Source organism: Microbacterium sp. Soil_C_42, from assembly GCF_057656735.1.
In genome coordinates this window covers 1-12,390 of the sequence record NZ_JBDGJU010000029.1, presented here as the reverse complement: position 1 = coordinate 12,390, position 12,390 = coordinate 1, and the positions used below count along the sequence as shown (strand labels likewise).

Annotated in this window: 14 protein-coding genes and 1 tRNA gene; 6 read left to right on the top strand and 9 right to left on the bottom strand. The window is 69.2% G+C overall.

Going from position 1 to position 12,390, the window contains the following annotated elements; all coding sequences use genetic code 11:
• Window positions 1-174 precede the first annotated feature (174 nt).
• Window positions 175-834 (bottom strand): ParA family protein, encoded by a 660-nt coding sequence (locus AC3A46_RS15020; protein ID WP_487665949.1) that lies wholly within the window; start codon window positions 832-834, stop codon window positions 175-177.
• Window positions 835-955: 121 nt separating this feature from the next.
• Between AC3A46_RS15020 and AC3A46_RS15015 the strand changes: the two genes are divergently transcribed.
• From AC3A46_RS15015 to AC3A46_RS15000, 4 genes are all read left to right on the top strand, one after another.
• On the top strand, window positions 956-1,546 hold the full coding sequence (locus tag AC3A46_RS15015) for a hypothetical protein (RefSeq protein WP_487665914.1): 591 nt from the start codon (window positions 956-958) through the stop codon (window positions 1,544-1,546).
• Entirely contained in the window at window positions 1,543-1,761 is a 219-nt protein-coding gene (locus tag AC3A46_RS15010) for a helix-turn-helix domain-containing protein (RefSeq protein ID WP_487665913.1), read from the top strand. The genes AC3A46_RS15015 and AC3A46_RS15010 overlap by 4 nt, the downstream gene beginning before the upstream one ends.
• Window positions 1,762-1,767: 6 nt before the next feature.
• Complete coding sequence (locus tag AC3A46_RS15005) at window positions 1,768-2,985, top strand: tyrosine-type recombinase/integrase (protein WP_487665912.1); 1,218 nt, start codon at window positions 1,768-1,770, stop codon at window positions 2,983-2,985.
• Window positions 2,986-3,182: 197 nt separating this feature from the next.
• The gene (locus AC3A46_RS15000; RefSeq protein ID WP_487665911.1) at window positions 3,183-4,115 is read left to right on the top strand and encodes an IS481 family transposase; all 933 of its coding nucleotides are present in this window, start codon (window positions 3,183-3,185) and stop codon (window positions 4,113-4,115) included.
• 185 nt (window positions 4,116-4,300) lie between these two features.
• Here AC3A46_RS15000 and AC3A46_RS14995 read toward each other — a convergent pair.
• The 3 genes from AC3A46_RS14995 to AC3A46_RS14985 form a co-directional block, all read right to left on the bottom strand.
• A tRNA-Arg gene (locus AC3A46_RS14995) sits at window positions 4,301-4,373 on the bottom strand.
• A gap of 113 nt (window positions 4,374-4,486) precedes the next feature.
• The gene (locus AC3A46_RS14990; RefSeq protein ID WP_487665910.1) at window positions 4,487-4,879 is read right to left on the bottom strand and encodes an MmcQ/YjbR family DNA-binding protein; all 393 of its coding nucleotides are present in this window, start codon (window positions 4,877-4,879) and stop codon (window positions 4,487-4,489) included.
• Window positions 4,880-4,911: 32 nt separating this feature from the next.
• A complete protein-coding gene (locus tag AC3A46_RS14985; RefSeq protein ID WP_487665909.1) occupies window positions 4,912-5,541 on the bottom strand; it encodes an asparagine synthase in 630 nt (209 codons plus the stop codon).
• Between the two features lie 101 nt (window positions 5,542-5,642).
• Between AC3A46_RS14985 and AC3A46_RS14980 the strand changes: the two genes are divergently transcribed.
• Together AC3A46_RS14980 and AC3A46_RS14975 are read left to right on the top strand one after the other, a co-directional pair.
• A complete protein-coding gene (locus tag AC3A46_RS14980; RefSeq protein ID WP_487665908.1) occupies window positions 5,643-6,491 on the top strand; it encodes an SDR family NAD(P)-dependent oxidoreductase in 849 nt (282 codons plus the stop codon).
• 152 nt (window positions 6,492-6,643) lie between these two features.
• Complete coding sequence (locus AC3A46_RS14975) at window positions 6,644-6,841, top strand: hypothetical protein (RefSeq protein WP_056368652.1); 198 nt, start codon at window positions 6,644-6,646, stop codon at window positions 6,839-6,841.
• A 69-nt stretch (window positions 6,842-6,910) separates the two neighbouring features.
• On the opposite strand, the gene AC3A46_RS14970 is transcribed toward AC3A46_RS14975, so the two are convergent.
• The 5 genes from AC3A46_RS14970 to AC3A46_RS14950 form a co-directional block, all read right to left on the bottom strand.
• Complete coding sequence (locus AC3A46_RS14970; RefSeq protein ID WP_487665907.1) at window positions 6,911-7,855, bottom strand: aldose 1-epimerase family protein; 945 nt, start codon at window positions 7,853-7,855, stop codon at window positions 6,911-6,913.
• Window positions 7,856-8,007: 152 nt separating this feature from the next.
• A complete protein-coding gene (araA, locus tag AC3A46_RS14965; protein ID WP_487665906.1) occupies window positions 8,008-9,519 on the bottom strand; it encodes an L-arabinose isomerase in 1,512 nt (503 codons plus the stop codon).
• 17 nt (window positions 9,520-9,536) lie between these two features.
• A complete protein-coding gene (locus tag AC3A46_RS14960) occupies window positions 9,537-11,159 on the bottom strand; it encodes a xylulokinase (protein WP_487665905.1) in 1,623 nt (540 codons plus the stop codon).
• Entirely contained in the window at window positions 11,156-11,899 is a 744-nt protein-coding gene (locus AC3A46_RS14955) for an L-ribulose-5-phosphate 4-epimerase (RefSeq protein WP_487665904.1), read from the bottom strand. The genes AC3A46_RS14960 and AC3A46_RS14955 overlap by 4 nt, the downstream gene beginning before the upstream one ends.
• Before the next feature lie 108 nt (window positions 11,900-12,007).
• On the bottom strand, window positions 12,008-12,390 hold a 383-nt coding region (locus AC3A46_RS14950), incomplete at its 5' end, for a substrate-binding domain-containing protein (protein WP_487665903.1).

The window sequence follows — 12,390 nt, the reverse complement described above, 5'->3', positions numbered from 1 at the left end:
TCATGACCACATCGGCCACAGCGGCGAGTGCGGTGAGCTGGTCGTCGCGGAGCCGCGCGTCCTTCCGAGACAGCCGCGCGAACATCGCCACCGGCACCTCATCTGGCGGCACCTCAGCCGCCACACGCGCCCGTGCGCCGCTGAGCCTGCCCGCGAGGTCGACCTTCGCCACCGTCACCACGCTCCCGCGGGCGCCGGCGACAGGAGCTGCTCGAGTTCGCGGGCGATCGCGGCGATGTCGGCGATCGGTCCTTCGGTGCGGCGGTTGCGGCGCAGACTCGTGACCAGCTGGCCCAGCACCGGCGCATCTGACTGAACCTTGTACTGCCGCAGATGCGCCGCCAGCCGTGGCACCCCGAGCTCGGAGTCCAGCAGCCGCTGCCAGGTCTGCAGCTGGTTCGGCACCCGCGGGTCGATCCGATTCAGCAGCACCCCATGACGCAGATGGCGGGGTTCGATCAGTCGGCTCAGCGTACGGAGAGTGGGCTCCACCGCGAGCGGCTCAGGCGTGACCGGCACGAGCACGTAGTTCGCGGCATCCAGCACCGTCTCCAACACCGCGGTGTCCTCGGGACTGCCCGGTGTATCCACCAGCACGATCTCGTAGTCGGCTCGCAACTCCTGCAGACGGCTCAGCATGCTGGGGTGCTGGCTGCCGGCGAAGTCGAACGGCAGCCGTTCGCGGGCGTTCTCCGCCCACCACACCGTGGACTGCTGCCGGTCCACATCGACCACCAGCACCCGATGCCGACGCGACAGCTCCGCACTCACCTGCATCGTGACGGTCGTCTTCCCGACCCCGCCCTTCTGATTCGCTATCGCGATCACCTGCATCACGGACCTCCGAACTTCAAAACCGTGGAATCTAGAATTCCTTTGACATCAGTACATCGCTTAGTCGTATAGTTGGCAAGAGGCTTCGTGGAATGCCGATGCGGTTAGGCAAACTAAGGGGGTGAAGGTCGACGTGAAGACACTCGATGGCGAAGAAATGACGGGGCGCGCAGCCACGCAGCCGGTCGGGTCCGCATTGCGCATTGCCCCGGCGTTCGTCGCGACAACACGTGATGAGGACGCGGGCGTAGAAACCACGATCGAAGCGGCGTACAGCGCGGAGCGAGGTCGCTACGTGATCACCACGATCCTCAATCGGGCCATCAGCGACGACTTCAGCGACTACCGGCTACGCCACACGGCGCCGCAGGCGATCCTGCAGACCGCGATCCCGCGATGCATCACGGTCAAGCTGGAGGATGGACCGGGCGAGCGTTGGCTCACCGTCTCCGACCTGACGTCATCAGCGGACGGACGCATCATCCCTCCATGGATGGCTGCCGCCGTCGTCAAGCGAGGCGTCAAGGACGAACGGTGGGACGTGGTCGAGATCCTCTACGGCACGGCAGCGCTCGCGGACGGGTCCCCCGTCAAGCTCATCTCGCTGGAACTGGACGTCCCAGAGCGCACCGCGCAGGACTGGATCCGCAGCGCCCGCGCCGCAGGGCGCATGGAAGGGCTGGAATCGAATGTGGGTCGGCCGCGCGCGTGACCACCGTCACGACGACGGGCCAGACCGTCGTCGCCGTTGACCATGTCACCGCGGCCGCCGCGCTCGGACTGAGTCCTTCCCGGCTCCGCCATCACGTTCGACTCGGCGACATCACTCCACACTTCTCCGGCCGCAAGCCGCTCTACCTGGTCACCGATCTCGAGCGCTTCATCGAGCATCTCCCCACCCACCCGGAGCAGCTACCGTCGGCGTGACCCCGAATGCCCAAACGCAGAGACCACGGCCAGGGCGGCCTGTACTACCTGAAGAGCCGCGACCTCTGGCGCGGCGTCGTAGATGACGGCTTCAACCCTGACGGCAGCAGACGACAGCGGTACGTTCACGCCAAGACCCGCGAAGAATGCGTCAAGAAGCTCCGCAAGCTCATGCAGCAGCTCGCCGAGCACGGCCAACCGCTGGACCACCGCACCCGGGTCAGCGACCTCGCTGACAGTTGGCTCGAGGAAGCCGGCGACCGGCTGAAGCCGAAGACGATGCAGGGCTACCGCTCCCACCTGGCCACGAGCATCATCCCTATCCTCGGAAAGCGGGTCGTGGCCGAGCTCCTTCCCACCGACGTGCGGCGACTGCACAGCGCCATCTTCGCCCGCGGCGTCGGACCCGCCTCCGTCGCCGGCGCGCACCGCACCCTGTCCGCGATGCTCGGCTACGCCGTCGAGAACGGGATGATCAATCGCAACGTCGCGGAGGCCGTCGACCTGCCGAAACAAGCGCCCGCCGCGCGAGACTCGCTCACCAGACATGAGGCCGCCGCACTCATCGCTCTGGGAGACCCGAGATGGAATCTCCCTCTCCTCTCCGGAGCACGCGACGGCGAGATGCGCGGTCTTCGACACAACGATCTCGACCTGGACCACAACCTCGCCCACGTGTCCTGGAACCTCGTCGAGGTCACCTCGCTGCACGGCTGCGGCGGGACCTGCGGCTTCAAGGTCGCAGGACGATGCCCGCAGCGGATCCTCGACATCGCTCCCAGCCTCGAATACGAGCTACTCGAAGGCCGCTGGGCGCTCGTACGCCCGAAGTCCTACAAGCCGCGCGTCGCACCGCTCACCCCCGAGGTCTCCGCAGCACTTCGGACGCACATCGAGAAGGACAGCGACCCGAACCCTCACCACCTGGTGTGGCATCGACCTACGGGGAAGCCGCTCACGAATGAGGCCAGCAACACCGCGTTCCGAGCAGCGCTTGCTGTTGCCGGGATCAAGCGACCCGCAACCACGCACTGGCTCCGCCACACCTACACGACCATGGCCGAGCACGCGGGCATCCCGTGGGTCGTGTACGCCGGCATCTCCGGTCACGGGTCCGAGGACATCTCCCGGAAGTACACACATCAACTCGAGCAGGAAGCTCGCGCCGGCATCGCCACACTCGCCAGCTACCTGAACCCGCCCCGGCCCGACACTCTCGCCTGACTCTCCCGCACACGCCATCCGCGCGGACGAAGGCGCCATGCCTCTGTTGCAGAACCTGGCGGTCCGGCAATCGAAGTGTCAGGGATCTCCTGATGCAGAACTAGCAGGCATGTCCTGACGCTTCCCCGCAGGAGGGTGTCGTCTAAAACTGACGGAGGTTGTTGACAGTTGGGTCTTCCGATTGGGAGGAAGATTCCATGTCAGATCGAGAGCTCGAGCGGCGGGCGAATCACAAGCTCGCGGTGCTGCGGCATGTCGAGGAAGTCAGCTTCAACGTCGCTGCCACCTGCCGTTACTACGGGATCAGCCGGCAGGCGTACTACAGCTGGAAGCGACGATACGAGGCGGAGGGGTTCGAGGGGCTGAAGGACCGCTCCAGCGCCCCGCACCACCAGCCCACGAAGACCGACCGCGATGTGGTCGAGAAGATCCTGTGGTTGCGGCAGCAGTACCACTTCGGGCCGCAGAAGATCTCGATGTACCTGGCGAGGTACCACGACGTCACCATCAGCGAGTCCGGGGTGTGGCGGATTCTGCACAAGCTCGGACTGGGCAGGTTGCCCACCTCGCAACGCTACAAACGCACCCAGACCCGGTGGAAGCGCTACGAGAAGCAACGCCCCGGACACGCGCTGCAGGTCGACGTGAAGTTCATCGAACCGTTGGGGCAGAAGGGCAAGAAGAAGCGGTACTACCAGTACACCGCGATCGACGACTGCACCCGCATCCGGATCCTGCGCGCCTACGAACGCAACGACCAGAAGACCGCGATCCAGTTCATCGACCACGTCCTGGCCAAGCTGCCGTTCCAGATCGAACGGGTGCAGACGGATAACGGTGCCGAGTTCGGGCAGGCGTTCCACTGGCACCTGCTCGACAAGGGCATCGACCACGTCAAGATCAAACCCCGCACGCCACGCCTGAACGGCAAGGTGGAACGCTCGCACCGGATCGACTCCGACGAGTTCTACAAGCTCCTTGAGGGCGAGGTCCTGGACGACACCCGGCTGTTCGCCGAACGACTCCAACAATGGGAAGACCACTACAACTACGATCGACCCCACGGCGCCCTCGGCGGCCAAACACCCTACGAGCGCCTCAAACAGAAAGCAGCGGCCCCACTGTCATAGGGCTTCGTCAGTTGCACACGCAGGAGGGTGTCGGGGCCCGGATCTAGTGCACACATAGGTGCACACATACGTGTGGTGTGCTGTGACGCCATGTGGCGTCGTCGCCACTCGCGCCGCTACCCGCAGAAACAAGAAAAGCGCCGGTAAACCGGCGCTTTTCTCAAGGTTACTGTCTCAACACAGTGTGCGCCCGAAGAGACTCGAACTCCCAACCTTCTGATCCGTAGTCAGATGCTCTATCCATTGAGCTACGGGCGCATGTTGCTCGCTCTCGCGCACAACGTCGTCAAGAATACCTGACGGATGCGCGCCGCGCGAATCGGCGGCGGGATGCTGGTTTCCCGGGCGTGTCCGCACGCATCAGCGCTCCCCTACTCGCCGTCGAGAGCACGCAGCTGTCGTTGCAGCGCGACCTGTCGGTACGAGGTGTCGATGAGCTCGGCGAGGAGCTCCCAGTCACCGGCATCCGGTTCCACACGCAGCGCGAGCCACCCGTACGCGCCCTCGTAGGGCGGCACGAAGACGTCGTCACGCTCCAGCAGCACCGGACGCTCCAGGTCGTCGGGGATGAACTCGACTGCTCCGGCGTCGTCGTGGGCGGCGCCGACGATCGCGAACTGGCGCTTGCCCGCTCGGAAGGTCGAGCGGCCGTGCGCCGGCACCTCTGCCGCCTCAGGGTAGGGCAGGCAGAGGGCGCGCACCCGCTCGGTCAGCGGATGATCCAGAGGAAAGCGCATCGGATGCGGAGGGGCTGCGTCGGCCACGGCTCGAGGCTACGCCCGGGCACGGACACGCGTCAGGAGTCGAGCTCGCTCACATCGATGCCCGAGATGCGCGGCGAGTGTGGTGCGGGCTCGGCCGGGGGCGCAGCATCCGTCTCCGGATCGTCCTGATGACGCTTGTGGGCGGCCAGGCGCGGGAGGTCGACGAGGCGGATCGACTGCATGCGGGCGGCGCGCATGCGGTCGTAGTCGGGGTCGAGCTCGGGGCGCATGCCCTCGACCCGCAAGCGGCGCTGGAGATTGGCCTCGACGTCGCCCCACGCGGCGTCACGCGACTGCTCGATGAACGTGCGCACGACGTGAGGGTCGTCGGCCATGCGCCGGAGTGCCGTCGCGACGCCGGCGTACTGCCGGCCGCGCCGGCGGAGGTTGCGGGTGTCGCGGTCGCGGTAGTCGTGCGTTCCGTCGGGATCGGTGAACTTGCCCCACGCCTTCTTGCGCTGACGCTTCACGAGCGCGGCAGCCTGCTCCTGCTCGTCGGCGAGGCCGAGAAGAGTCTCACGCGCGAACGGCGTGAAGGCCACCACGTCGAACGCTTCGCCGTGCGCGATCGTCTCGACGAGGATGCGGTTGCGGATCGCCAGGCGGGCGGCGGCGGACGCGATGGACACCCCTTCGGCGATCGCCTCTGCGGTCTTGCCCATCGAACCTCCCCTTGAAGGCTAGCGTCCGTCGGGCACTCCCGAGTCAGCGAGAATCGTATGCGCGGCTCGTCGACGGCGACGACCGGACCGAGAGGCATCACATGGCGAAGCGGCCACCCCTGGATGTGCGCGGGCGCACCACCGTCATCACCGGCGCCGCCGCGGGCATGGGTGCCGACGTCGCACGGCAGCTGGCCGCGCGCGGAGCGCGCATCGCCCTGCTCGACCGCAACCCCGAGGGCCTCGCCGCGGTGGCCGCCACCCTCGACGGCACCGGGCACACCACGCACGTGATCGACCTCGCCGACGACGACGCGGTCGCCGCGGCCGTGGCGGAGGTGGAGGCATCCCATCCGCGCATCCAGGCGCTCGTCACGTGCGCCGGATCGTCGATGCTCGGCGACATCGATCAGGTGACCATGGCCGAGATGCGCTGGCTCATGGACGTGAACCTGTGGGGCACCGTCAACGTCACCCAGGCGCTGCTGCCCGCACTGCGGCGCGAGCCGGCCGCCCACATCACGCATCTCGTCTCGATCTACGGGCTCGCGGCTCCTGCGGGGCGCATCCCCTATGCCATGAGCAAGTTCGCCGTGCGCGGGTTCACCGAGTCGCTGCGTCACGAGCTCGAGCGCTCCACGATCACCGTCGGCGCGGTCTACCCCGCGGGGGTGAAGACCGGCATCATCCTGCACGGCCGGTACGCCGCGGCGATCGATCCCGCGGTCGCCCAGCGCGCGGCGGCCGCTCAGGCCGCGATGTACCACACCGAGCCCGCCGACGCCGCGGCGCGCATCGTCGAGGCGACGATCCGCCGGCGTCCGCGCACGATGATCGGCCGGGAGGCCCGCCTGGTCGACGTGCTGGCCCGGGTCACGCCGACGCACTACTGGGCGCCGATGCGCCGCCCGCTCCGCGACGCGATCGACACCACGACGCCGGTCCGCTGACGCCGCCGCGCACCCGCAGATCCCTCCACGGCGCGCCCGGGCGGCAGCATCCGTCCGTCCGTTTATCAACTGGTACGCGCCGAATCAAGCCCCTGCCTCCCCTCGGGCCTCGCGCGTAGCGTCGGTGTCATCCCTCATGAGAGGAGAGATCGATGGGATTCATGGAAGACGCGAAGGAGACGGCCAAGGCCGTCGGCGAGAAGATCCAGGACGCGTGGGAAGACACCACCGATCGAGTCGGGGACAAGGTCGACGAGATGAAGGCTGATGCCGACGTCAAGAAGGCCGAAGCGGAGCGCGACTCGGTGAAAACGCGCAACGAGATCAAGGAAGACCTGCGGGACAGCTGACCGCAGAACGATGAAAGCGGAGCCGACCGGGGGGCCGGCTCCGCTTTCGCCGCGTCGCGTGCGAGCGGCTCAGTCGATCGCGGCGATCCGCCACGACGCAGTGACGGATGCCTCGGGCTCGATCTCGATGAGCCCGGCGTCGTAGTCGTACGCCCCGGCGTTGAACGCGTCGGGCGCGCACGTCATCGGCTCGACGGCGAGGCCGAGGCGGCTCTGCGCGGGGTCGGGCTTGTCGGCGGTGTGGACCTGGACCCACGGGCACGCGGCATCCCACGACATCTCGACACCCGAGCCTGCGGGACTGGTCACGCGCACCGTCGCGGTGCCGTCGGCGTCGCGGATGAGGCCCGAGTAGGCGTGGTCGATCTCGGCCGCGCCGATCTCGCGGGCGGAGCGGAAGTCGAAGCGCTGCGGGTCGTCGGCGTCGACGGCGACGAGGTCGGTCGGGATCAGGCGGTCGGGCGTGACGGCCAGCACCTGGGCGGCGGGCAGCTCAAGCGTCCAGCCGTCGACGCGGCCGTCGCCGGCGACGAGGTACGGGTGCGGGCCGGTGCCCCACGGGGCGGGCTCGTCGCTCTCGTTGTGCGCCGTCACCGACTGCGTGAGCCCGTCAGGGCCGAGCGAGAACGTCGTGGTGACAACGAGGCGCCACGGGAAGAACGTCTGCGGCTGGATGACGGCCGCCAGGGTCACATGGTCGGGGCCCTTGTCGATCGCCTCGAAGTCGAGCCACGTAGCGAGGCCGTGCAGCGCGTGCGAGCGCGCGGGCTCGGTGAGCGGCAGCTGGAAGTCGCGGCCGCCGAACGAATAGCGCCCGTCGACCACGCGGTTCGGCCAGGGGGCGAGGGTCGCGCCGCGATGCGCGGGACGGACCTCGTCGGCCTCGAACGGCACGACGAGGTCGCGACCGCGATACGTGAGCGAGCGGAGCGTCGCACCGACGCTCGCCACGACGGCTTCGTAGTCGCCGGCGCGGAGTGCGTGCTGGGTTCCGGATGCGGGGGGACGTGCCATGAGGGCTCCTTGCGGATCGGGGATGCCGCCACCCAGAGTAGCGGCGCGGCGTGAGACGTCTCGAACCAGGGATTCGCGCTGAGACCGAGGGCGACGCCCCGGGTTCGTGCGGAATCCCCGGTCTCGTCGAGACCGGGGATTCCACGCCGGGGTCAGAAGCCCTGGGCGAGGCGGTAGTAGGCCTGGTTCCAGCGCAGCTCCCGCTGGAAGCCGCGCACCGTGGTGTCGTCGTCGATGACGACGAGCTCGGTGGCGGCGATGTCGGCGAAGTCGCGGAAGACGTCGATGCCGACCGCCGTCGTCATGACGGTGTGGTGGGCGGCGCCGGCGGCGAGCCAGCAGGCGGCGCTCGTCGCGAAGTCGGGAGCGGGCTTCCACACCGCGCGGCCGACGGGCAGCTTCGGCAGGTCGGGGGCATCGACGTTCTCGACGACGTTGGCGACGAGACGGAAGCGGTCGCGCATGTCGCTCATCGCGACGACAAGTGCGGGGCCGGGGTCGGCGGTGAAGACCAGGCGCACCGGGTCCTCCTTGCCGCCGATGCCGAGCGCGTGCACCTCGAGGCGCGGCTTGGCGGTCGTCAGCGACGGCGACACCTCGAGCATGTGAGCGCCGAGGATCCGCTCGCTGCCGGGTACCAGGTCGTAGGTGTAGTCCTCCATGAGGCTCGCGCCGCCGGGGAGGCCCGCGCCCATCACGTTGGCGACGCGCACCAGGATCGCGGTCTTCCAGTCGCCCTCGGCGCCGAAGCCGTAGCCCTCGGCCATGAGGCGCTGCACCGCGAGGCCCGGGAGCTGCTTCAGTGCGCCGAGGTCCTCGAACGAGGTCGTGAAGGCGCCGAAGCCGCCCTCCTCGAGGAAGGAACGCAGCCCGAGCTCGATCGCGGCGCCATCGCGCAGCGACTGGTAGCGGTCGCCATCGGGCAGCAGCTCTTCCGCCACGTCGTATTCGGCGAGGTACACGTCGACAAGCGCGTCGATGTCGCCGTCGGTCTGCGCCTCGACGGCGGCGACGAGCTCGTTGACGCCCCACGTGTTGACCTGCACGCCGAACCGCAGTTCGGCCTCGGTCTTGTCGCCCTCGGTCACCGCGACGTAGCGCATGTTGTCGCCGAAGCGCGCGAGCTTGAGCGAGCGCGAGGCGGCCCAGCCCGCGGCGGCGCGCTGCCAGTCCTCGATCTGCTGCAGCACGACGGGGTTCGACACGTGGCCGACGACCGTCTTGCGTGCCACACCGAGGCGGGTCTGGATGTAGCCGAACTCCCGGTCGCCGTGCGCGGCCTGGTTGAGGTTCATGAAGTCGAAGTCGATGTCGTTCCACGGCAGCTCGACGTTGGCCTGCGTGTGCAGGTGCAGCAGCGGCTTCTGCAGCGCGTCGAGGCCGGCGATCCACATCTTCGCCGGGCTGAACGTGTGCATCCAGGCGACGACGCCGATGACCTCGTCGCGGGCGTTCACCTCGAGGGCGAGGCGGCGGATCGAGTCGGAGTCCTTGAGGACGGGCTTCCACACCACCTTGACGGGCAGGCCCTCGAGGCCGGCTGCGACGGCCTGGGACTGCTCGGCGACCTGGCGGAGCGTCTCGTCGCCGTACAGCGTCTGGCTGCCGGTGACGAACCAGATCTCGTAGGCGTCGAGCGTGGTGGACAGGGGCGTGCGGGTCATCGTGGGTCCTTCGTGGGTCAGAGGGCGGAGACGGCGGCGGCTTCGACGGCGAGGCCGGCGCGATAGCGGTCGAGGTAGGCGGCGAACCCGGCGACGTCGGCGGGGTCGGGTTCGGCGGTGGCGATGGCCGCGTCGGCGAACACGCGGTCGTCGAGGAAGGAGGCGAGGGTGATTCCGGATGCTGCGCCCGCAGCATCCTCGTTCCTCACCGCCCGTGCGTACGCGGCGAGCACCGCGATGCCCCACGCGCCGCCCTCCGAGGCGGTGTCGCCGACCGACACGGGCGCACCGAGCGCGCCCGCGAGGAAACGCTGGGCGACGCCGGCAGTGCGGAACATGCCCCCGTGCGCGAACATGCGGTCGAGGGCGACACCCTCCTCCTCGAGCACGCGCATGCCGAGCGCGAGCGTGCCGAACACGCCGTAGAGCTGCGCGCGGATCGCGTTGGCGAGGGTGAGGCGGCTGTCGGGCGTGCGGACGAAGAGCGGACGCCCCTCGGTGAGCCCGGCGATCGGCTCGCCCGCGAGGTGGTTGTACGCGAGCAGCCCGCCGCCGTCGGCCTCGCCGTCGAGCGCTTCGCGGAAGAGGGTCTCGTACACCGCGTCATCGGACAGCGGGGTTCCGGCCGCCTCGGCGAACCGGGCGAACATGCCGGCCCACGCCGCGAGCTCGCTCGCGCCGTTGTTGCAGTGCACCATCGCGACGGTGTCGCCGACGGGGGTCGTGACGAGGTCGAGCTCGTGGTGCACCTCGGCGAGCGGACGCTCGAGCACGACCATCGCGAAGATGCTCGTGCCGGCGCTGACGTTGCCCGACCGGGGTGCCACGGCGTTGGTCGCGACCATGCCGGTGCCCGCATCACCCTCGGGAGCGCAGAACGGGATGCCGGGACGCAGGGTTCCGGACGCGTCGAGCAGCGCGGCGCCCTCCGGCGTGAGCGCGCCCGCCGGCGCACCGGCGACGAGCGACGCGGGCAGGAGCTCGGCGACGTGCGCGACCGGCAGCCGGTCGGCCGCCAGCGCGTCGTAGCGTGCGAGAAGGTCGGCGTCGTAATCCTGTGTCGCCGAGTCGATCGGGAACATGCCCGACGCGTCGCCGACGCCGAGCACCTTCTCGCCCGTCAGTCTCCAGTGCACGTAGCCCGCGAGCGTCGTGACGAACCGGATGTCGCAGACGTGCTCCTCGGCGTCGAGCACGACCTGGTGCAGGTGCGCGATCGACCAGCGCAGCGGGATGTTCACGCCGAAGGCATCGGTGAGCTCGGCGGCAGCCACGCCCGTATTCGTGTTGCGCCAGGTGCGGAACGGCGCGAGCAGCTCACCGGCCTCGTCGAACGCGAGGTAGCCGTGCATCATCGCCGAGACGCCGATCGCCCCGAACGAGTCGGGCGCGACGCCGTGGCGCTGCTGCGCGTCGGCGACGAGGTCGGTGTAGGCGGCCTGCAGGCCGGACCACACGTCCTCGAGGGAGTAGGTCCAGAGGCCGTCCTCGAGCCTGTTCTCCCAGGCGTGCGAGCCGACCGCGAGCACCGTCGCCGGATCGTCCGCGTCGACGAGGCAGGCCTTGATGCGGGTCGAGCCGAGCTCGATGCCGAGTGCGGTGCGGCCTTCGCGGATGGCCTCGGCCGCAGCATCCATCATCGCTCGCCCTCTTCGCGACGCTCGTCCGAACTCTGCCCGTACACGTTCTGATACCGGTCGTAGAGGCTGTCGATCGCCTCCTGCGGGATCGGGATCAGCGGGCCCGCCTCGCGTGCGTAGTGCACGGTGCGGGCGACGTCTTCGACCATGACGGCGGCCTTCACCGCGTCCTTGGCGGAGACGCCGATCGTGAACGGGCCGTGGTTCTGCATCAGCACCGCGCGCGAGCGGTGGCCGGTGAGCGTCTCGACGATGCCGCGGCCGATCGAGTCGTCGCCGATGATCGCGAACGGACCGATCGGGATCGGCCCGCCGAACTCGTCGGCCATCGCCGTGATGACGCAGGGGATCTCCTCGCCGCGCGCCGCCCACGCGACGGCGAACGTCGAGTGCGTGTGCACCACTCCCCCGACCTCGGGCATGTGGCGGTACACGTAGGCGTGCGCGGCGGTGTCGCTCGACGGGCTCCGCTCGCTGCCGAGGCTGCCCGGGACGACGTTGCCGTCCAGGTCGCACAGGATCATGTTCTCGGGAGCGAGGTCGTCGTACGAGACGCCCGAGGGCTTGATGACGAACAGGTCGGCGCCGGGCACACGACCCGAGACGTTGCCGCCGGTCCAGACGATCAGGTTGTAGCGGACGAGCTCGGCGTGGAGCGTTGCGACGTCGGCGCGGACGGCGGCGATGGATGCCTCGACCTCCGGGCTGATGGCGGGTGTCGCCGGTTCGGGGCTGGTCACGGGGTCCTCCGTCGGGTCTCGTGTGAAGCGGGCGGGCCCAGCGGGCCTCGGTCGTCTATGTTACCGGTAACAACAACGATTCGCACCGTCGTTTTCCCGCCGTCGAGGTCAGCGCGGCGGCGCAGTCGAGGCCCGCACGACGAGACGCGGCGGAGCGGGGGCGGATGCGGCCTCCCCGAGCACCTCGGCGACGGCGCGGCGCGCCTCCCCTCGGAGGTCGAGACCGACCGTGGTGAGCGCCGGGCGGTAGTACGCCGCATCCGGGTTGTCGTCGAAGCCGACGATGCTCACGTCACCCGGCACGTCGACGCCCGCCTCGCGGAGCCCGGCGATCAGCCCGAGGGCCATCTGGTCGTTGGCCGCGGCGATCGCGGTCGGGCCGCGGGCCGAGCGCACCTCCGCCACGATCTCGGGGGCCAGGGCGGCCCCGTCGGCCGCCGTCCAGTCGCCGCTCCAGCGCGGGCCCGGCTCGACTCCGGCGTCGGCGAGCG

Excerpts from the sequence above, each read along its gene's own strand:
- AC3A46_RS15020 (WP_487665949.1), bottom strand. The coding sequence starts at position 834 with ATGCAGGTGATCGCGATAGCGAATCAGAAGGGCGGGGTCGGGAAGACG.
- AC3A46_RS15005 (WP_487665912.1), top strand. The coding sequence starts at position 1,768 with ATGCCCAAACGCAGAGACCACGGCCAGGGCGGCCTGTACTACCTGAAG.
- AC3A46_RS15000 (WP_487665911.1), top strand. The coding sequence starts at position 3,183 with ATGTCAGATCGAGAGCTCGAGCGGCGGGCGAATCACAAGCTCGCGGTG.
- AC3A46_RS14985 (WP_487665909.1), bottom strand. The coding sequence starts at position 5,541 with ATGGGCAAGACCGCAGAGGCGATCGCCGAAGGGGTGTCCATCGCGTCC.
- AC3A46_RS14980 (WP_487665908.1), top strand. The coding sequence starts at position 5,643 with ATGGCGAAGCGGCCACCCCTGGATGTGCGCGGGCGCACCACCGTCATC.
- AC3A46_RS14975 (WP_056368652.1), top strand. The coding sequence starts at position 6,644 with ATGGGATTCATGGAAGACGCGAAGGAGACGGCCAAGGCCGTCGGCGAG.
- AC3A46_RS14970 (WP_487665907.1), bottom strand. The coding sequence starts at position 7,855 with ATGGCACGTCCCCCCGCATCCGGAACCCAGCACGCACTCCGCGCCGGC.
- araA (WP_487665906.1), bottom strand. The coding sequence starts at position 9,519 with ATGACCCGCACGCCCCTGTCCACCACGCTCGACGCCTACGAGATCTGG.
- AC3A46_RS14960 (WP_487665905.1), bottom strand. The coding sequence starts at position 11,159 with ATGATGGATGCTGCGGCCGAGGCCATCCGCGAAGGCCGCACCGCACTC.